This window comes from Shimia fortis (assembly GCF_040225985.1).
In the GTDB taxonomy this organism is placed as follows: Bacteria; Pseudomonadota; Alphaproteobacteria; order Rhodobacterales; family Rhodobacteraceae; genus Shimia.
Genome location: NZ_JBBPEU010000003.1, coordinates 186,167 through 204,316, shown reverse-complemented (window position 1 = coordinate 204,316; position 18,150 = coordinate 186,167). Strand labels below are relative to the sequence as shown.

The following is an 18,150-nucleotide window of genomic DNA, read 5'->3' as shown; positions in this document are numbered from 1 at the left end:
TAGGGCACTGCATCCGGGGGCTGGCATGGCTGAGCTGAAAAATATCGAAGTGCGCGGCGCGCGTGAACATAATCTCAAGGGCATCGACGTTGATATTCCGCGCGATCAGCTGGTCGTGATCACCGGCCTGTCCGGGTCGGGGAAATCCTCGCTGGCGTTCGACACGATCTATGCCGAGGGACAGCGCCGCTATGTGGAATCGCTGTCGGCCTACGCGCGCCAGTTCCTCGACATGATGGAAAAACCCGACGTGGATCATATCAGCGGCCTCAGCCCCGCGATATCCATCGAACAGAAGACCACGTCTAAAAACCCGCGGTCGACCGTGGGCACCGTGACCGAGATATATGATTATCTGCGCCTGTTGTTTGCGCGAGTCGGCACGCCCTACAGCCCTGACACCGGCCTGCCAATCGAAGCCCAGCAGGTACAGGATATGGTGGACCGCATCATGGCGCTGGAAGAGGGCACGCGCGGCTACTTGCTGGCGCCCATCGTGCGCGACCGCAAGGGCGAATACCGCAAGGAATTCCTTGAATTGCGCAAACAGGGGTTCCAGCGGGTTAAGGTGGACGGTGCGTTTTACGAATTGGACGAACCGCCGACGCTGGATAAGAAATTCCGCCACGACATCGACGTGGTGGTCGACCGTCTTGTGGTGCGGGACGGGATGCAGACACGTCTGGCCGACAGCCTGCGCACGGCACTGAATCTGGCTGACGGAATCGCCATTCTGGAAACCGCCCCGAAAGAGGGCGACCCCGAACGGATTACGTTCAGTGAAAATTTCGCCTGTCCGGTCAGTGGGTTCACCATCCCCGAGATCGAACCGCGTCTGTTTTCGTTCAACGCGCCCTTCGGGGCCTGCCCGGATTGCGACGGTCTGGGGGTTGAGTTGTTCTTTGACGAACGCCTGGTGGTGCCGGATGCCACGCTCAAGGTCTATGACGGCGCATTGGCGCCATGGCGCAAGGGCAAGTCGCCCTATTTCCTGCAAACCATCGAGGCGATTGCAAAACACTACGAATTCGATCGCAACACCCCTTGGAAAAACCTGTCCAAGAAGGTGCAGCAGGTGTTCCTCTACGGATCGGGCGATGAAGAGATCGAGTTCCGCTATGACGAGGGCGGACGCGTTTATCAGGTGACACGGGTGTTCGAGGGCGTGATCCCCAACATGGAACGCCGTTATCGCGAAACCGACTCCAGCTGGATTCGCGAAGAGTTCGAACGCTACCAGAACAACCGCCCCTGCGGCACTTGCGAAGGCTATCGCCTGCGCCCCGAGGCGCTGGCCGTCAAGATCGGGTCGGGCGACCAGCTGTTGCATGTGGGGCAGGTGGTCGAGATGTCCATCCGCGAGGCCTTGGCCTGGATCGAGGATGTGCCGAACCACCTGACACCCCAGAAACAGGAAATCGCCCGCGCCATTGTCAAGGAAATCCGCGAACGTCTTGGTTTCTTGAATAATGTGGGATTAGAGTATCTTACGCTCTCACGTTCAAGCGGTACATTAAGTGGTGGCGAGAGCCAGCGCATCCGTCTGGCCAGCCAGATCGGGTCGGGTCTGACTGGTGTCCTTTACGTGCTGGATGAGCCGTCGATCGGGCTGCACCAGCGCGACAATGACCGGCTGTTGGGCACGCTCAAATCCCTGCGCGATCAGGGTAATACCGTGATCGTGGTGGAACATGATGAAGAGGCCATCCGCGAGGCCGATTATGTCTTTGACATTGGTCCCGGGGCGGGTGTGCATGGCGGGCAGGTGGTCAGCAAGGGCACCCCTCAGGAAATTCAGGCCGATGCCGCCTCGGTCACCGGACAGTACCTGTCGGGCGCCCGCGAGATCGCCATCCCCGCCGAACGCCGCAAGGGCAACGGCAAAAAGCTCAAGGTGGTCAAAGCTACGGGCAACAACCTGCGCAATGTCACGGCCGAGTTCCCGCTTGGCAAATTTGTCTGCGTGACTGGCGTGTCGGGGGGCGGGAAATCGACCCTGACCATCGAAACTTTGTTCAAGACCGCGTCCATGCGTCTGAACGGGGCGCGCCAGACGCCCGCCCCGTGTGAGACCATCAAGGGGCTGGAGCATCTGGACAAGGTGATCGACATTGATCAGCGCCCCATCGGGCGCACCCCGCGGTCGAACCCGGCCACCTATACTGGCGCTTTCACGCCGATCCGCGACTGGTTTGCCGGTCTGCCCGAGGCCAAAGCGCGCGGCTATAAACCCGGCCGATTCAGCTTTAACGTCAAGGGTGGGCGGTGCGAAGCCTGTCAGGGCGACGGGGTCATCAAGATCGAAATGCACTTTCTGCCCGATGTCTATGTGACCTGCGAAACCTGTCAGGGTGCGCGCTACAACCGTGAAACGCTCGAGATCAAGTTCAAGGGCAAATCGATCGCGGATGTGCTGGACATGACGGTCGAGGACGCGCGCGAGTTCTTCAAGGCGGTGCCGTCGATCCGCGACAAGATGGAGGCGCTGAGCCGTGTCGGGCTGGACTACATCAAGGTTGGCCAGCAGGCCACGACCCTTTCGGGCGGCGAGGCACAGCGCGTGAAACTGTCCAAGGAACTGGCCAAGCGGTCGACGGGTCGTACGCTCTATATCCTGGATGAGCCGACCACCGGCCTGCACTTTGAAGATGTGCGCAAGTTATTGGAAGTGCTGCATGAACTGGTCGAACAGGGCAACACGGTCGTGGTGATCGAACACAATCTCGATGTGGTGAAGACCGCCGACTGGATCATTGATATCGGCCCCGAAGGCGGCGATGGCGGCGGCGAGATCGTGGCCGTGGGCACCCCAGAAGACGTGGCGAAGGAACCGCGCAGTCATACGGGGCGGTATCTCAGGGACATGCTTGACCCCAAGAGGGTCGCGGCGGAATAGGTCGAAAAAATGCCCCGGGCAAAAAAATGCACCGGGGCGTTTTTTTTTCTTGCACGACTCATCGTTTGGCCCGATATGCGCCTCACGACGCCAACGCACGCACCTCTGGCCGAACTCCCGGGAACCGGGGTCGGGAGGTCCATGTAGCGACGGTAACGTCTCCCTGTTTATTGCTTGGGCAAATGCGCCCACTTGGAGATGGATCACATGACCCTTCAGTTCCCTCAACCGGTGCCGGTGCACCGTGCTGTTTCGCGTGTGGACGCCTTTATTGCGTCGCAAAATTTTGACCGTCCGACCCTTGTGCTGGACCTTGAGCAGGTGGTGTCGAACCATGCCGCGCTGAAGCGTGGTCTGGGCGATGCACAGATTTGCTATGCCGTCAAAGCCAACCCGACGCCTGCGCTGGTGGCGCGTCTGGCCGCCGAAGGCTGTGGGTTTGATGCGGCTTCGCGCGGCGAGATCGAACTGTGCCTCTCGCAGGGGGCGCAGCCGTCGCGCATCAGCTTTGGCAACACCATCAAACGCCCGTCGGACATTGCCTTTGCCTATGGCGCCGGCGTGCGCCTGTTCGCAGCCGATGCCGAGGAAGAGCTTGACAAGATTGCTGAAAATGCGCCCGGTGCGCAGGTCTATATCCGCCTTCTGGTGACGGAAAGCGAAGCCGACTGGCCGCTGACCCGCAAATTCGGCTGTGCCCCGGAAAAGGCCGCCGAATTGATGGCGCGGGCGCAGGTGCTGGGGCTGAAACCGGTCGGGATCTCGTTCCATGTCGGGTCGCAAACCCGCCAATCCGCCATGTGGTTGCGCCCGTTGCAGGGCTTGGCCCGTGTCTGGAACGATCTGCGTGCGGCGGGCTTTCCGCTTGAGCTGGTCAATATCGGGGGCGGCTTCCCGGCCTTTTACGGCGACGAGATCGAGGAAACCGAGACCTATGCCGCCGCAGTGCGTGCTCTTGTCGGCGACCTCTTTCCGGGGGCAACCCGCGTGATGGCAGAACCGGGTCGCGGCATGGTGGCCAATGCGGGTGCGATTGCCGCCGAGGTAATGCTGGTCTCGCGCAAGTCTGACTCGGACCTGTGCCGTTGGGTTTACCTCGACATTGGTCGTTTCTCGGGGCTGGCCGAAACCGAAGGCGAGGCGATCCGGTACCAGATCGCGACCCCGCGTGACGGGGGCGAAACCGGCCCCTGCATTCTGGCCGGTCCGTCCTGCGACAGCGCGGATGTGCTCTATGAAAAACGCCCGATGGCGCTGCCGCTGGATCTGGCGGCGGGCGACAAGGTGATCATCCGCAATACAGGGGCTTACACAACCAGCTATTCCTCGGTCGGGTTCAACGGCTTCCCACCGTTGGAGTGCGTGGTTCTGTAGGGCAGGGAGGAGAAGCGGCGCGCCGAGGAGGGCGCGCCGCTTTGCGTTTCAGGAGGGCCGAGTTCAGCCGCGCCCGCGTTTTTCAAAGCGCGGCAGCATGGCGCTGAAATCCATGCCAAGCCCGTCTTCGCTTTCGACAAACTGTTCATACAGCGCGGTGGCGATCTGGCCCATGGGCGTGTCGGCATCGGCACTTTCGGCGGCCTGTTGTGACAGGCGCAGGTCCTTGAGCATCAGTTCCGCGGCAAAGCCGGGCTTGTAGTCATTGTCCGAGGGCGAATGCGGGCCCACACCCGGCGCAGGGCAATAGGCGTTCATGGTCCAGCTATAGCCTGACGAGGTCGACACCACGTCGAACATCTTTTGCCGGTCGAGCCCTAATTTGTCAGCCAAAGCAAAGGCTTCGCAGGTGGCGATCATGGTCACGCCAAGGATCATGTTGTTGCAGATTTTGGCAGCCTGACCGGCGCCGGCCTCGCCGCAGTGCACGGCTTTCTGGCCCATGATGTCGAACAGGGGCTCGGCCTTGGCAAAGGCCTCGGCGCTGCCACCCGCCATGAAGGTCAGCGTGCCGCCTGCGGCCCCGCCAACACCGCCGGACACCGGCGCATCCACGGCCAGAAGACCGGCCTCGGCTGCTTGGGCTGCGACTGCGCGGGCGCTGTCCACGTCCACGGTGGAACAATCAACAAGGGCTGCACCCTTGGACATGGCCGGTATGATCTCTTTCGCCACGGCGCGCAGGATCTGGCCGTTGGGCAGCATGGTGATGACCACATCCGCGCCTGTTGCGGCCTCGACGCCCGAGGCGGCAAGGGTCACGCCCTCGATCGACACGTCGGCCATGTCAAAGCCGGTTACCTCGTGGCCTGCCTTGGCCAGGTTGGCGGCCATCGGCCCGCCCATATTGCCCAGTCCGATAAATCCGATCTTCATGGCTTACTCTCCCTTTTCGAATGTCAGTTTGGCATCCCCCAGCGGCATGAGCATCTGGCTCACGGCAACGGCGGGCAGCGAGTCGAGGCTGTGTTGCCATTGCGGGTTGCGGTCCTTGTCGATGATCTGTGCGCGGATCCCTTCGAGGAAATCCCCGTGTTCCATCGCGCGATAGGTAAAGCGGTATTCCTGCTCCAGCGCGGCGCGGATGTCGCTTGCGGCGCGGACCCGATGCACGATTTCCAGCGTGCAACCCATGGCCAGCGGGGAATTGCGGTTCAGGGTTTTCAGGGTCTTGGCAGCGAAATCACTATCGCTGGCTTTCAGCGCGTTGACCACGTCGGCCAGCGCCTCGCCCCCGAAAAACGCATCGATTTCGGCCCCGGATTCGGCAATGGGGCCTGGGTTGATATGCTGTGCGGCGGCGTCGATCAGGGACCAGTTGCCGGTCTCTTCCAGCTTGGCGATCAGCGCGGGCCAGTCCGCCTCGGGGATGTAATAGTCGGCAAAGCCCGCATGGATCGCGTCACCCGCGCCCAGACGGGCGGCTGTCAGTCCCAGATATTCGCCCAGACGCCCCGGCGCATGGGCCAGAATGTAGGAGCCGCCCACATCCGGCACCAATCCGATGCCGCATTCCGGCATGGCGATCTGGCTGCTGTCACCCACCACGCGGTGGCTGCCATGACAGCCCACGCCAACACCGCCACCCATCGTGAAACCTTGCATAAAGGCCGCGACAGGCTTGGAGAATTCGAACATTTTTGCATTCATTCGGTACTCATCGGCCCAGAATTTTTGTCCGAATGCAAAATTTCCGGCTTTTCCGGTCTCGTACAGCTCGGCAATGTCACCGCCCGCGCAAAACGCCTTTTCCCCTTCGGCGTCGATCACGAGCATCTTGACCTCGGGGTCGGTTTCCCAAGCATCCAGCGCGTCTTCGATGGCGATGCACATCTCATAACTCATCGCGTTAAGCGCCTTGGGGCGGGTAAAGGTGATGCGACCTGTCTGGCCGGTCTTGCGGATGTTGATGTCACTCATTGGGTACGCGTGTCCCTGTTCGGTCCGTCGGAAAAACAAACCCGGCACCGTAGGGCGCCGGGTCGGGGTGGGCTTAGGCCGCGTCCGCGATCATCTGGCGCGACACGATCAGGCGCATGATCTCGTTCGTACCTTCAAGGATCTGGTGCACGCGCAGGTCACGCACGATTTTCTCGATGCCGTAATCGGCAAGATAGCCGTATCCGCCATGCAGTTGCAGACAGCCATTGGCCACCTCGAACGAGGCATCCGTCACCATCAGCTTGGCCATGGCGCAGAATTTCGACGCATCCGGCGCGCCATTGTCCAGCTTCCATGCCGCTTGACGCAGGAAGGTGCGCGAGGATTGGAGCTTGGTTTCGAACTCGGCCAGTTTGAACTGCAACGCCTGGAACTGGTTGATCGGTTTACCAAAGGCCTTGCGCTCGGACATGTATTGCATGGTCAGGTCCAGCGCCTTTTGCGCGCCCCCCAGCGCCGAAGCGGCGATGTTGAGTCGGCCCCCGTCCAGCCCGGCCATGGCATAGACAAAGCCCTTGCCTTCTTCGCCGATCAGGTTGTCGGCGGGCACCTTGCAGTCATCGAACTGAACCTGCGCGGTGGGTTGCGCCAGCCAGCCCATTTTCTTTTCCAGCGCGCCAAAGGACAGGCCCTCGGCGCCGTCTTCGACCACCACGGTGGAAATGCCTTTGGGGCCATCTTCGCCGGTGCGCACCATGGTAACATAGGCGTCGGAATAGGACCCGCCCGAGATGAATGCCTTGGTGCCATTCAGCGAATAGCCGTCATTGGTGCGTTCCGCGCGGGTTTTGAGCGCCGCCGCATCCGAGCCCGAGCCCGGTTCGGTCAGGCAGTAAGAAAACACCTTGGACATGGTGCAAAGGTCCGGCAGCCATTTCTGCTTGGTCTCTTCGCTGCCGAACTTGTCGATCATGCCGCCGCACATGTTGTGGATCGACAGGAACGACCCCACGGCGGGGCAGGACATGGCCAGCGCTTCGAACACGAGGGTCGCATCCAGACGGGTCAGGCCCGATCCGCCGTATTCTTCGGAGACATAAATCCCGCCAAGGCCCAGCTCGGCAATCTGCGGCCACAGCTCTTTCGGGATGGTGCCTGCGGCCTCCCACTCCTGCGCGTAGGGCGCGATGTTTTCTTCGGCAAAGCCCTTGGCCATGTCAAAGATCAGGGTTTGTTCTTCGGTCAGTGCAAAATCCATCGGGTCCTCCCAAACGCGCAATTGAACATTTGTTTAATTATAGAATTCTTGCAGCAATATGTCAGGATGCAATTTGGCAAAACGGTCCCGCATTTTTGCAAACCCGTATTTCTGCGGGTCAGAGATCGGCGTGGAATTCGTCGATCAGGTGTCGCACCACAGCGCATAGTGCATCCTGATGGGAATAATCGGCCTGAATCGCATCGCGATAGACCCCGCGCTGGCGGTCCGCGCTGGTGCCCGTGGTCAAGAGCGCAAGGGCGTTCTCGATTTCCGACAGGCTTTCCATGGTGGTGGCATCTTCTTCGACCAGTTCGACAATTTCATGCAACAGGTCCTTGAACGGCACGATTTCGCGTCGGCCCCAGTCGATCAGCCCCTCGTTGATACCGTATCTCTGGGCGCGCCAGCGGTTTTCCGAGATCAGGAAATTGTCATACAGTCGCCAACGCTGGTTCCTGGTTGCCAGCCGCCACAGCATCCGGGTCAGCGATTGCGTCAGCGCGGCAATGGTCAGGGTCGTTTCCAGCGTGGGCGAGACATCGCAGATGCGGCTTTCGATGGTGGGAAAGCGCGACGACGGGCGTAAATCCCACCAGATTTTCGAGGCGTCCTCGATCACGCCGATCTGCGTCATGGCATTGACCGAGCGTTCGAATTCTCCCCAGCCCTCCATGCGTGGGGGCAGGCCGGTGCGCGGCAAGTTGTCGAACACGGTCAGACGGTAACTGTTCAGCCCCGTATCTTCGCCCTGCCAGAAGGGCGACGAACAACTCATCGCGAGAAGGTGGGGCAGGAAATACTTGAGCTGGTTCATCAGGTCGACACGCTGGTCGGGGCTTTCGATGCCCACATGCACGTGCATCCCGCAGATTAGCATCCGGCGCACGACCCCGGCCAGATCGTCGCGCAATTCGTTATAGCGTTCCCTGTCGGTGTGATGCTGTTGCCGCCAGTCCGAGAAGGGATGGCACGAGGCGGCGATCGGGGCGAGGTTGAACTGCCCCGCCACCCGCGCGACGGTGCTGCGCAGGCGTTTCAGGTCTTCGCGGGCCTCGCCCACGGTTTTGCACACGGCGGTACCGATCTCGATCTGGCAGTTGAGGAATTCGGGGCTGACCTGACCTTCCAGTTCCGCCTTGCAGGCCGACATCAGACCTTCGGGGGCAGGGGCCAGATCCAGACTATCCTTGTCCACCAGCAGGTATTCTTCTTCCACCCCGATGGTAAAATCTGGTTCTTTCAGTGACATGGCCATCCTCCCGAGACCTTTTGACCAAGTTCAACAGGATTACGTGCGGATTTCAAGAAAAGCTGCACGGGCCTGCGTCAGAATAACCCTCCAGCGCGGTAATGTTTCACCTTTTAGATATATTGATAATCGAATACGAATGATCGGGAGTTAACTTGAAAAGGAGAGTTTCATGCCGAAACTTCTGAAACATGCCGTTCTGGCGCTGGCCCTGATCCTGAGCCCGATGGTGGCCGCCGCCGAAGACATGAAGCCGCGTCTGTTCGTGAACCTGACCACGGATGACACCTGGGCCGCCGCCAAGGCGATCATGTTCGCCCATCAGAAAGCCCAGAAACAGGGGCATGACGCCGCGATCTGGATGAACGTGCGCGCCGTGTATCTGGCCGACAAGAAACGTCCCAGCCACGTGCACGGGTTGATGGCGGCAAACGGTACCTCGATCCAGGACATGCTGACCGCGTTTATCGCCGATGGTGGCACCGTCATCATGTGCGGCGCCTGTTCGAAGGCGGCGGGTCTTACCCAGGCTGACTATATCGACGGCGTGACCATGGGCAGCACCGAACTGGTTGCGGGCTGGCTGTTCGATCCGAACACAAAAACTTTGGGCTGGTAAACCCGCCTGACCTTGGCGCCGGCATCGCGTGATGCCGGTGTCCTAGCTGGATTTTTCCAGCAGACGTTCGATACTGGGCTCCGTTACCCCCAAGAGTTCCAGAACGTCGATTTCCTTTTCCAGAATGGCCGTGCTTATCGTATCAAGTTGATCCCACGGTCGGGCCGACACCAGCGCCATGCTTTGCGCCACGCGGGTCGGGGCATAGAACACGATCAGAGGTTTATGGTCGAAGGCATCAAAAATCTCGGTCATCAGGGCGTGGTGGCGGATCAGGTCCGGCGAGGCTTTTTCGTGGCTCGTGACCTTGCTCATATCCACCAGCATATCCCGACCCGACCTATAATCTGGGCGCCGCATGTACTCTTCGAACGCGCCCATGCTTTCGGCGATTTCGGCAAATCCGGAATAGCGCACGCAGACCAAGTTCTTGGGGGTGTGCAGGGTGATGGAAACAGGCATATCGGACCTTTGCTTTGATCTCTGGGATTCAACCTATCCGAATGCGCGCATATGAAAAGGGTGACGTGGCTGCCACAGGGCAGAGGATCGGGTGCCGGTCACAGCGACTGCGTCGTGGTCAAGCAACCTGCGACGGCAATTGTGCAACAATTGTCGCGTCCAGTCCCAGAATATCCAGCGCCTCGGGAATCGTCTGTACGACCACCGGCAACGCCCCCTCCAACTGTTGCCAGGACCGAAGCGCCGTCATGGCCATGGATTGCGTCAGGGGGGTGGGGGCGACAAAAATCAGGTGAGGCCGTTTGCCGGTCGACAGGAACACATCCGCCTGTTCCGCCTGAAGCGCCATGATCCTAGGGAAATCACGTTCGTACCCGGTCACCTGACTGAGGTCGATCATCTGGTTCTGGCCCGGTTTGAATTCCTTATGCATCGCATAGGCGCTGAACGAATCTAGGGTCTCGTCAATCGTGACTTCGCCGCTGCATAATACATAGACAAGGTTGGTCTCGGGCAGGATTTTGAAACGAACCGACAAGAGGGATCTCCGGCGATGGAATGTCGCGAACACGCGTCATGCGTGTTGATCCAGAGTTTTGCCGTGTCTTGGCGCGGGATTCAAGCAGCCTTGAGCGCGTTGGTCAGATCAGGCTCGGGCAGGCCCAGCACGTCACAGGCGTCTGACAGGGTTTCCACGCAGATCGGTACGATGGTCGAAAAGGATTCCCAGGATTTCAGGATCGACGCCACCACATCGCGGCCCAGTCGGGTCGGGGCAACGTAGGTGATCAGGGTTTGTGCCCCTTCGGCCATGAACACGTCGGCCTTCTTGGCCTGCATCTGCATGAGGTCTACAAAGTCAAACTCGACCTCGGTTGCGCGCGACAGATCGACAAGCTGTTTCTGACCCGGTCGGCAATCGGGGTGCTGGGCGTAAGCGGCAAAGGCCTGCATCGTATCCGCGGCATTGACCACGCCATCATAGCGCACATAGACCAGCCCGTGGTCCTTGAGGATGTGGAACGTCACCGACATATGGCGTCCTTGTCTTGCACCAAAAAAGAGGGGCGGAAACTCCGCCCCTCTTGGAACCATGTTTTTGACGGGGGATCAATCCATCGGTTTGAAGTTGAACTCGCCGCCTTCACGGATGCCCGAAGGCCAGCGCGAGGTGATGGTCTTGGTCCGGGTGTAGAACTTGAACGCGTCCGGGCCGTGCTGGTTCAGGTCACCAAAGGCCGATTTCTTCCAGCCACCAAAGGTGTGATAGGCCAGCGGCACCGGGATCGGCACGTTGATCCCGATCATGCCGATGTTGATCCGGTTGGCGAAGTCACGTGCGGTGTCCCCGTCGCGGGTAAAGATCGCGGTGCCGTTGCCGTATTCGTGATCCATCGCCAGACCCAACGCCTCTTCATAGTCATTGGCGCGCACCATCGACAGAACAGGGCCAAAGATTTCCTGCTTGTAGATGTCCATGTCCTTGGTGACGTTGTCAAAGAGGTGCGGACCGACAAAGAACCCGTCTTCATAGCCTTGCAGGTTGAAGTCGCGGCCATCGACCACGAGATCGGCGCCCTGTTCAACGCCGGTTTCCACCAGACGCAGGATGTTGGCTTTGGCCGCTGCGGTCACAACGGGGCCATAGTCCACGTCGTCGCCTGCGGTGTAAGGGCCGACTTTCAGCTTTTCGATACGCGGAATCAGCTTGTCACGCAGTTGGTTGGCGGTTTCTTCGCCCACCGGAACGGCAACCGAAATCGCCATGCAGCGTTCGCCAGCCGCGCCGTAACCGGCCCCGATCAGCGCGTCTGCGGCCTGATCCAGATCGGCGTCGGGCATGATGATCATGTGGTTTTTCGCGCCGCCGAAGCACTGCACGCGTTTGCCTTGCGAACAGCCGGTGCCATAAATGTATTCGGCAATCGGGGTCGAGCCGACGAAACCCACGGACTGGATGGTGTCGTTATAAAGGATCGCATCCACGGCTTCCTTGTCGCCGTTCACGACTTGCAGGATGCCCTTGGGCAGACCGGCCTCTTCCATCAGTTCGGCCAGCATCAGCGGCACAGAGGGGTCACGCTCGGACGGTTTCAGGATAAAGGCGTTGCCGCAGGCGATGGCCGGGGCAAACATCCACATCGGGATCATGGCCGGGAAGTTGAACGGGGTGATGCCCGCCGACACGCCCAGGGCCTGACGCATGGAATACATGTCGATGCCGGGGCCGGCCGAATCGGTGAATTCCCCTTTCAGCATCTGCGGTGCGCCGATGCAGTATTCCACCACTTCCAGACCACGCTGCACGTCGCCCTTGGCGTCTGGGAACGTCTTGCCGTGTTCGCGCGACAGCGCCTCGGCCAGCTTGTCCATATCGCGGTTCAGAAGATCGACGAATTTCATCATCACGCGGGCGCGACGCTGGGGGTTGACGGCCTCCCAAGCGGGTTGTGCGGCGGCGGCGATGTCAACGGCGGCGTCCAGCTCTGCCTTGCTGGCCAGCGGCACCTTGGCTTGCACTTCACCGGTGGCGGGATTGAAGACATCGGCAAAACGGCCGGACGTGCCTTTGACGTGTTCGCCATTGATGTAATGGGTCAGCTCTTGCATGGGGACTCCTCCTCTAAAATGGGTTGAGGGCAGAATAGGCTTGCAAAAATGATTGGAAAAGGGGCAAGTTTTCAAAACAGTTTTGCATTTTTTCAGGAGGGCGGGATGGAACCCCAATGGGATGATCTGCGCATTTTCCTGGCCGTGGCCCGCGAAGAAAGCCTTTCGGCGGCGGGGCGGCGGCTCAAGGTTGATCCTGCTACGGTGGGGCGGCGCATCGGGCGGTTGGAAACGGCGTTCGGCTCTCCGCTTTTTGTGAAATCGCCTACGGGCTATGCCCTGACCGACAGCGGCCAGCGCCTCATGCAGCATGCCATGCGCATCGAACAGACCATGCAGGTCGCCGCCGAGGAATTGAGCGGCGAGACCGGGCGCATGACCGGCCAGATCCGCATCGGGGCACCGGATGGTGCGGCGAATTACCTGCTGCCGCAGGTTTGTTCCGAGATCACGCGCGACAACCCCGACCTTGAGGTGCAGATCGTGGCGCTGCCGCGGGTCTTTAACCTTTCGAAGCGCGAGGCCGACATGGTGGTCGCGGTCAGCCCCCCGTCAGCGGGGCGGTTGATGGTGCAGAAGATCACCGACTATAAGCTGCATCTCGCGGCGGCGCGCTGGTATCTGCGCAAAGCGCCGCCGCTTGAGACACTGGCTGATCTGAAGCAGCACAATATCGTCGGCTATATCCCCGACATGATTTTCGACAAGGAACTGGATTATCTGCACGAGGCGGGGATCGAGAAATCCACCCTGTCGTCGAACTCGGTCTCGGTGCAGGTGAATTGCGTGCGTATCGGTGCAGGGGTGGGGATCGTGCATGACTTTTCCATCCCCTTCAATCGCGGGGTGCAAAAGGTGCTGGCCGAGGAATTCAGCCTGACGCGGTCCTTCTATCTGGTCCGTCACGAGGATGACAAACGGCTGGAACGGATGAACCGGTTTTCCGAAGCCCTGTGCAACGGGATGCGGGACGCGGTGCAAAAGCTGGAAGCGCAAACTTGACAGTTTCAAAGAATGCGGCAACGCTTGGATATATAACATTTAATTTTTGGGAGGGCCTGAATGCTTGTACATCAGGTGTTGAAATCCAAGGGCAATCAGGAAGTTGTCACTGTCAAACCCGGCACGCTTGTCTCTGATGCGGCCAAGATCCTTGCGGAAAAGGGCATCGGGACCGTTGTCGTCTCGGCCACCGGCAAGAGCATCGACGGAATCCTGTCCGAACGCGATATCGTGCGCGAAGTGGCCAAGCGCGGCGCAAGCTGTCTGGGTGACAAGGTCGATGACTATATGACGTCGAACATTGTCACCTGCGCCATGGGCGATGACGCCACCGAAGTGCTCGAGAAAATGACCGAGGGCCGCTTCCGCCACATGCCCGTGGTCGAAAACGGCGACATGGTCGGCCTTGTTACCCTGGGCGACACGGTCAAGGCCCGCCTGACCGAGCTGAAGATGGAAAAGGATGCCCTTGAGGGCATGATCATGGGCCACTAGGCCCCGTTTTCCAGCATTCTGCACATCCCGGCGCATGACACTGCACAAGAGGCGGGCGCAGGTCGGGGTTGTGCAGTATTGCCGGGCAACCCCTTGTGATCCTGTCCGTAAATCTACGGGCGACATTGTGTACCACTTGCTTTTTCAGGCGCAATAATGTTGCGTGCCGGACAAGTTGACATGCGTGGAGAAGGCAAATGCGCGTTGGTTTGTATCCCGGAACGTTCGATCCCATCACTTTGGGTCATATCGACATCATTCGCCGGGCGTCGCTCTTGGTAGACAAGCTGGTGATCGGGGTGGCGATAAATCGGGACAAGGGGCCGCTCTACACCCTGGAAGAGCGCGTCGCCATGATCGAGGCCGAATGCGCCAAGCTTTCGCACGAGACCGGCACCGAGATCGTCGCACATCCGTTCGAGAACCTTCTGATCGACTGTGCCCATGATGTCGGCGCCCAGATCATCGTGCGCGGCCTGCGCGCCGTGACTGACTTTGAATATGAATACCAGATGGTCGGCATGAATCGTGCTCTGGATGACTCGGTCGAAACCGTGTTCCTGATGGCCGATTTGCAACATCAGGCGATTGCCTCGAAGCTCGTCAAGGAAATCGCGCGGCTAGGCGGGGACGTGTCCAAATTTGTCACCCCCATGGTAAACGAGTCGCTGAAAGAACGGTTCGGCTGATTTTCCCGATACTTTTTTGAAGCAAGCCCCGGAAAACCCCCTGTGTTTTCCGGGGCTTTTTCATAGTATGGCTCATGGGTCCGCAGGCTTGCGGTTTTGGTATGACGTGCAGGAGAAGTTCTTATGAGTGGGTTGTTGGCGCTTCTGGATGACGTGGCAGGCATTGCCAAGGTGGCTGCGGCATCGGTGGATGACGTGGCGGCAGGGGCGGCCAAGGCCAGCGCCAAGGCCGCCGGCGCGGTCATAGATGATGCCGCCGTCACCCCGAAATACGTGCATGGATTCGAGGCCAAGCGCGAACTGCCGATCATCTGGAAAATCGCCAAGGGCTCGATCAAGAACAAGCTTCTGATCCTGCTGCCGGCGGCGTTGTTGCTGGCCAATTTCGCGTCGTGGCTGATTGCGCCGCTGTTGATGCTGGGCGGAGCTTATCTGTGTTTCGAAGGGGCCGAGAAAATCGCCCACGCCCTGTTTCACAGCGATGCGGGCCACAAGGTTTTCAAAGAAGACGAGGTCACGGGTGACCCTGCGCATCTGGAAGAACAGAAGGCGAAGGGTGCGATCAAGACCGACTTTATCCTTTCGGCTGAAATCATGACCATCATCCTGTCGGGCATCCCCGAAAGCAATTTCTGGATGGAGGCCGCGACGTTGGCCGTGGCGGGTGTGGGCATCACCGTAGCGGTCTATGGGTCGGTCGCGCTGATTGTAAAGATGGACGACGTGGGGCTTTTCCTCGCGGGGAACGGACGGCTTGGCCTGACAAGGGCGGTTGGGCGCGGCCTTGTGCGCGGGATGCCGCATTTCATGAAACTGCTGACCATTGTCGGCACTGCGGCCATGCTCTGGGTCGGCGGATCAATCGTGGTGCATGGCCTTGAAGAGCTGGGTTTTGGCTGGCTGGGCCATCACATCCATGATTGGGCTTATGCCCTTGGGCATATGGCGCCCGCCGCATGGGTCGGCGCGGTGGAATGGATTTCCAAGGCTGCGATGGACGGCGTGTTCGGGCTGGCGCTTGGGTTTGTGCTGATCCCGATTGCCACCAAAGTCATCGCGCCCGCGCTGGCCGCGATCTCGGGCAAGAAACCGCAGGCGCATTAAACCGGGGGGGCGCGACGTTCCGTCATGCGTGCACCTTTCGCTGCCGCGCCCTAGGTTTTTTCCGAGAGACACAGGAGCGCGCCATGGATACCCCGACCCTTAGCCAGATTCTGGCGGATATGCCCCATCAGGACGGCAGCTTTTCAGCCGAGGTGCCTGCGCACTGGACGCAGGGGCGCACGACCTATGGCGGGTTTTCCGCGACCCTGCTGCTGGCGGCCGCGCGCAAGCAGTTTCCCGACCTGCCGCCGCTGCGGTCGATGATGGTGAATTTCACGGCACCCATCGGCACACCGCCGCAGATCAGTGCAGAGATCTTGCGTCAGGGGCGCAATATCACCACCGTGCAGGCCATCGCGCGGATCGAGGGCAAAGTGGCGGCGCTGGCGACCCTGTCCTTTGGCCGCGCGCAGGACAGTCATCTGAGCGTGGACCTAGCCGCACCAGAGGCCAAGGCCCCCGAACAGACCGAACCCTATTTCCCGCCCCAGATGAAACGACCGCCGGTGCCGTTTCTGGCCAATTTCGACGTGCATCTGATCGAGGGCGACCGCCCCTTCATGGGGGCGGACCGGGGCTATGTGCGGGTCTGGGCGCGGCACCGCGATCCCGCGATGTGGGACAGTCCCGAAGGGTTGATCAGCATTGCCGACATCCCGCCCCCGGCGGTCTTTACAATGGCCACCAAGATGGGGCCGAACTCGTCCGTCAATTGGATTTGCAACGTTCTGAGCGAAACCCTAACCACGCGTGACGGTTGGTGGATGATCGAAAGTGCGCTGACCGCCGGGCACGACGGCTATAGCTCTCAGGTCATGCGCATGTGGAACAGCGACGGGCAACTCGTCGTGGACGGAATGCAGTCGGTGGTGATCTTCGTGTAACTCACCGTGAGGTCACAGCCCAGTGTCCTTGCATGACGCTGGGCTCCCTGTAAGCTGAAGCAAAGGCCCTGCGTTTGAACCGGTGCAGCGCCGCCACATAGAAGGAGCCGCCTCAATGAGTGGACTCGATATTTTTGCCTGGATCATCCTGATCGTGCTGATCCTGACGATCCTCGGAGTCTTTGTTTTTCTGGCGATGCTGCCGGGCCGGGTCGCGGCGGCGCGCAACCATCCCCAGCAAGAGGCGGTCAATGTGGCCGGATGGCTTGGGGCGCTGGCGCTTGGGGTGTTCTGGCCGCTGGCTTTGGTCTGGGCCTTCTACGTGCATCCGGGGCAAGAGTTGCCCTCTGAGCAGGAAGGAGACGCGGCATGATTATCTTTCTTACGCTGATTTACGTCGCGATCCTTTATGCGCTGATCAAGGCCAAGGTGTTGCCTGACAGCAAGGTAACATGGGCCAGCACCGGCGGCTGGATCCTGCTGTTGCTGATCTTCCTGTTTGTGCCGATGCAATGGGGGGCGCCCTCGGGTCCCGTTCAGATCATGACGCGGGTCGTGTCGGTTGTGCCCAATGTTGCCGGGCAGGTGGTCGAGGTGGCCGCCGAACCAAATGTGCCGGTCAAGGAAGGCGACGTATTGTTCCGTATCGATCCCGAACCGTTCCGGCGCGCAGTCGATCTGGCGGCGGCAGGGCTGGTGCGGGTACAGGCGCAGGCCAAACAGGATCAGGACACGTTGCAAACCGCGCAGGCGTCTTTGCAGCAGGCGCAGGCGCAGGCTACGCTGGCACAATCACGGTATGACGACGACAAACAACTGGTCGAGAGCGGTGTCTATTCCGAGAACCGGCTTGAACGCCGCCAAAGTGATCTGGATCAGGCCAATGCAGCGGTCGTGTCTGCCCAGGCCGCCGTGCGCAAGGCCGAGGCTGAACTCGGCGCGGTCATGCCCGATGGCAAGGTGGCCAAGGTCGCCGAGGCCGAAGCGCGCCTGGAACAGGCCGAGTGGGAACTGGACCAGACCATCGTGCGCGCACCCGGCGATGGCTATGTGACCAATCTGGCCCTCGCGGTCGGGCAGCGTGTGGTCTCCCTGCCGCTGGCACCCTCGATGGCCTTTGTGGACACCTCCGAGTCCACGGCGGTGGCGCAAATCCATCAAATCTATCTGCGCCATGTCACGCCGGGGCAACCGGTTGAGGTTGCTATGAAAACCCGCCCTGGCGAGATTATTCCGGCGGTTGTGGACCAGATCATTCCGGCCGCCTCGGGCGGGCAGGCGCAGGTCAGCGGCAATATCGGAGCCGCGCGTCAGGTGGGGGCGGAGCCCTTCCTTGTTCGCTTGGCGCCAGTTGATCCCGAGGATGCCATGGCGCTGCGGCCCGGCGCGGTGGGGACCGTCGCCATCTATACGGAAAGCGCAGGGGCCACGCATGTTATTCGGAAAGTCATGATGCGTATGACCGCCATCATGAACTATCTCAACCCCATGCTCTAAGGCCCTGGAACGGTCAAAAGGAAAGGGCGTCCTGACGGGCGCCCTTTGTCAAGCGGGTTATGGTTGC

The 18,150-nt window shown here is 60.3% G+C and carries 18 protein-coding genes; 10 read left to right on the top strand and 8 right to left on the bottom strand.

Annotated elements, in window-relative coordinates; all coding sequences use genetic code 11:
- Positions 1 to 25 precede the first annotated feature (25 nt).
- Both uvrA and WNE31_RS07510 read left to right on the top strand, forming a co-directional pair.
- Positions 26 to 2,896 carry an excinuclease ABC subunit UvrA gene (uvrA, locus tag WNE31_RS07515; RefSeq protein ID WP_349979101.1) on the top strand — a complete coding sequence of 957 codons (2,871 nt, stop codon included), beginning with the start codon at positions 26 to 28 and terminating at the stop codon, positions 2,894 to 2,896.
- Positions 2,897 to 3,103: 207 nt separating this feature from the next.
- Positions 3,104 to 4,270 (top strand): type III PLP-dependent enzyme, encoded by a 1,167-nt coding sequence (locus WNE31_RS07510; RefSeq protein WP_349979100.1) that lies wholly within the window; start codon positions 3,104 to 3,106, stop codon positions 4,268 to 4,270.
- 63 nt (positions 4,271 to 4,333) lie between these two features.
- On the opposite strand, the gene mmsB is transcribed toward WNE31_RS07510, so the two are convergent.
- The 4 genes from mmsB to WNE31_RS07490 all read right to left on the bottom strand — a co-directional run bounded on the left by mmsB (position 4,334) and on the right by WNE31_RS07490 (position 8,721).
- The gene (gene mmsB, locus WNE31_RS07505; protein ID WP_349979099.1) at positions 4,334 to 5,206 is read right to left on the bottom strand and encodes a 3-hydroxyisobutyrate dehydrogenase; all 873 of its coding nucleotides are present in this window, start codon (positions 5,204 to 5,206) and stop codon (positions 4,334 to 4,336) included.
- Positions 5,207 to 5,209: 3 nt separating this feature from the next.
- Positions 5,210 to 6,250 carry an enoyl-CoA hydratase/isomerase family protein gene (locus WNE31_RS07500; protein ID WP_349979098.1) on the bottom strand — a complete coding sequence of 347 codons (1,041 nt, stop codon included), beginning with the start codon at positions 6,248 to 6,250 and terminating at the stop codon, positions 5,210 to 5,212.
- A 73-nt stretch (positions 6,251 to 6,323) separates the two neighbouring features.
- Complete coding sequence (locus tag WNE31_RS07495) at positions 6,324 to 7,469, bottom strand: acyl-CoA dehydrogenase family protein (RefSeq protein WP_349979097.1); 1,146 nt, start codon at positions 7,467 to 7,469, stop codon at positions 6,324 to 6,326.
- 118 nt (positions 7,470 to 7,587) lie between these two features.
- On the bottom strand, positions 7,588 to 8,721 hold the full coding sequence (locus tag WNE31_RS07490; protein ID WP_349979096.1) for a carboxylate-amine ligase: 1,134 nt from the start codon (positions 8,719 to 8,721) through the stop codon (positions 7,588 to 7,590).
- A gap of 172 nt (positions 8,722 to 8,893) precedes the next feature.
- Between WNE31_RS07490 and WNE31_RS07485 the strand changes: the two genes are divergently transcribed.
- The gene (locus WNE31_RS07485) at positions 8,894 to 9,340 is read left to right on the top strand and encodes a DsrE family protein (protein WP_349979095.1); all 447 of its coding nucleotides are present in this window, start codon (positions 8,894 to 8,896) and stop codon (positions 9,338 to 9,340) included.
- A gap of 42 nt (positions 9,341 to 9,382) precedes the next feature.
- Here the strand turns inward: WNE31_RS07485 and WNE31_RS07480 are convergent, their stop codons facing one another.
- From WNE31_RS07480 to WNE31_RS07465, 4 genes are all read right to left on the bottom strand, one after another.
- On the bottom strand, positions 9,383 to 9,802 hold the full coding sequence (locus WNE31_RS07480; RefSeq protein WP_349979094.1) for a hypothetical protein: 420 nt from the start codon (positions 9,800 to 9,802) through the stop codon (positions 9,383 to 9,385).
- A 118-nt stretch (positions 9,803 to 9,920) separates the two neighbouring features.
- Positions 9,921 to 10,340, bottom strand: a complete 420-nt coding sequence (locus WNE31_RS07475) for a hypothetical protein (protein ID WP_349979093.1) — start codon at positions 10,338 to 10,340, stop codon at positions 9,921 to 9,923.
- Between the two features lie 80 nt (positions 10,341 to 10,420).
- The gene (locus WNE31_RS07470) at positions 10,421 to 10,837 is read right to left on the bottom strand and encodes a hypothetical protein (protein ID WP_349979092.1); all 417 of its coding nucleotides are present in this window, start codon (positions 10,835 to 10,837) and stop codon (positions 10,421 to 10,423) included.
- Between the two features lie 75 nt (positions 10,838 to 10,912).
- Positions 10,913 to 12,412: a CoA-acylating methylmalonate-semialdehyde dehydrogenase gene (locus WNE31_RS07465; RefSeq protein WP_349979090.1), complete on the bottom strand. Its 1,500-nt coding sequence runs from the start codon at positions 12,410 to 12,412 to the stop codon at positions 10,913 to 10,915.
- Between the two features lie 105 nt (positions 12,413 to 12,517).
- Here WNE31_RS07465 and WNE31_RS07460 point away from each other — a divergent pair, with 105 nt between their 5' ends.
- The 7 genes from WNE31_RS07460 (at position 12,518) to WNE31_RS07430 (ending at position 18,083) form a co-directional block, all read left to right on the top strand.
- Entirely contained in the window at positions 12,518 to 13,414 is an 897-nt protein-coding gene (locus WNE31_RS07460; RefSeq protein WP_349979089.1) for a LysR family transcriptional regulator, read from the top strand.
- 60 nt (positions 13,415 to 13,474) lie between these two features.
- Positions 13,475 to 13,909 (top strand): CBS domain-containing protein, encoded by a 435-nt coding sequence (locus tag WNE31_RS07455; protein ID WP_349979088.1) that lies wholly within the window; start codon positions 13,475 to 13,477, stop codon positions 13,907 to 13,909.
- Between the two features lie 197 nt (positions 13,910 to 14,106).
- Positions 14,107 to 14,598, top strand: coding sequence for a pantetheine-phosphate adenylyltransferase (gene coaD / locus WNE31_RS07450; protein WP_349979087.1), 492 nt, complete (start codon positions 14,107 to 14,109; stop codon positions 14,596 to 14,598).
- 123 nt (positions 14,599 to 14,721) lie between these two features.
- Positions 14,722 to 15,702 carry a DUF808 domain-containing protein gene (locus tag WNE31_RS07445; RefSeq protein WP_349979086.1) on the top strand — a complete coding sequence of 327 codons (981 nt, stop codon included), beginning with the start codon at positions 14,722 to 14,724 and terminating at the stop codon, positions 15,700 to 15,702.
- Positions 15,703 to 15,785: 83 nt separating this feature from the next.
- On the top strand, positions 15,786 to 16,586 hold the full coding sequence (locus tag WNE31_RS07440; protein WP_349979085.1) for an acyl-CoA thioesterase: 801 nt from the start codon (positions 15,786 to 15,788) through the stop codon (positions 16,584 to 16,586).
- 115 nt (positions 16,587 to 16,701) lie between these two features.
- Entirely contained in the window at positions 16,702 to 16,959 is a 258-nt protein-coding gene (locus WNE31_RS07435) for a DUF3302 domain-containing protein (protein WP_349979084.1), read from the top strand.
- Positions 16,956 to 18,083: an HlyD family secretion protein gene (locus WNE31_RS07430; RefSeq protein ID WP_349979083.1), complete on the top strand. Its 1,128-nt coding sequence runs from the start codon at positions 16,956 to 16,958 to the stop codon at positions 18,081 to 18,083. The genes WNE31_RS07435 and WNE31_RS07430 overlap by 4 nt, the downstream gene beginning before the upstream one ends.
- Positions 18,084 to 18,150: the final 67 nt, after the last annotated feature.

What these genes read in the sequence shown, in the direction of transcription:
- uvrA (WP_349979101.1), top strand. Translation starts at nt 26, where the DNA reads ATGGCTGAGCTGAAAAATATCGAAGTGCGCGGCGCGCGTGAACATAAT.
- WNE31_RS07510 (WP_349979100.1), top strand. Translation starts at nt 3,104, where the DNA reads ATGACCCTTCAGTTCCCTCAACCGGTGCCGGTGCACCGTGCTGTTTCG.
- mmsB (WP_349979099.1), bottom strand. Translation starts at nt 5,206, where the DNA reads ATGAAGATCGGATTTATCGGACTGGGCAATATGGGCGGGCCGATGGCC.
- WNE31_RS07500 (WP_349979098.1), bottom strand. Translation starts at nt 6,250, where the DNA reads ATGAGTGACATCAACATCCGCAAGACCGGCCAGACAGGTCGCATCACC.
- WNE31_RS07495 (WP_349979097.1), bottom strand. Translation starts at nt 7,469, where the DNA reads ATGGATTTTGCACTGACCGAAGAACAAACCCTGATCTTTGACATGGCC.
- WNE31_RS07490 (WP_349979096.1), bottom strand. Translation starts at nt 8,721, where the DNA reads ATGTCACTGAAAGAACCAGATTTTACCATCGGGGTGGAAGAAGAATAC.
- WNE31_RS07485 (WP_349979095.1), top strand. Translation starts at nt 8,894, where the DNA reads ATGCCGAAACTTCTGAAACATGCCGTTCTGGCGCTGGCCCTGATCCTG.
- WNE31_RS07480 (WP_349979094.1), bottom strand. Translation starts at nt 9,802, where the DNA reads ATGCCTGTTTCCATCACCCTGCACACCCCCAAGAACTTGGTCTGCGTG.
- WNE31_RS07470 (WP_349979092.1), bottom strand. Translation starts at nt 10,837, where the DNA reads ATGTCGGTGACGTTCCACATCCTCAAGGACCACGGGCTGGTCTATGTG.
- WNE31_RS07465 (WP_349979090.1), bottom strand. Translation starts at nt 12,412, where the DNA reads ATGCAAGAGCTGACCCATTACATCAATGGCGAACACGTCAAAGGCACG.
- WNE31_RS07460 (WP_349979089.1), top strand. Translation starts at nt 12,518, where the DNA reads ATGGAACCCCAATGGGATGATCTGCGCATTTTCCTGGCCGTGGCCCGC.
- WNE31_RS07455 (WP_349979088.1), top strand. Translation starts at nt 13,475, where the DNA reads ATGCTTGTACATCAGGTGTTGAAATCCAAGGGCAATCAGGAAGTTGTC.
- coaD (WP_349979087.1), top strand. Translation starts at nt 14,107, where the DNA reads ATGCGCGTTGGTTTGTATCCCGGAACGTTCGATCCCATCACTTTGGGT.
- WNE31_RS07445 (WP_349979086.1), top strand. Translation starts at nt 14,722, where the DNA reads ATGAGTGGGTTGTTGGCGCTTCTGGATGACGTGGCAGGCATTGCCAAG.
- WNE31_RS07440 (WP_349979085.1), top strand. Translation starts at nt 15,786, where the DNA reads ATGGATACCCCGACCCTTAGCCAGATTCTGGCGGATATGCCCCATCAG.
- WNE31_RS07435 (WP_349979084.1), top strand. Translation starts at nt 16,702, where the DNA reads ATGAGTGGACTCGATATTTTTGCCTGGATCATCCTGATCGTGCTGATC.
- WNE31_RS07430 (WP_349979083.1), top strand. Translation starts at nt 16,956, where the DNA reads ATGATTATCTTTCTTACGCTGATTTACGTCGCGATCCTTTATGCGCTG.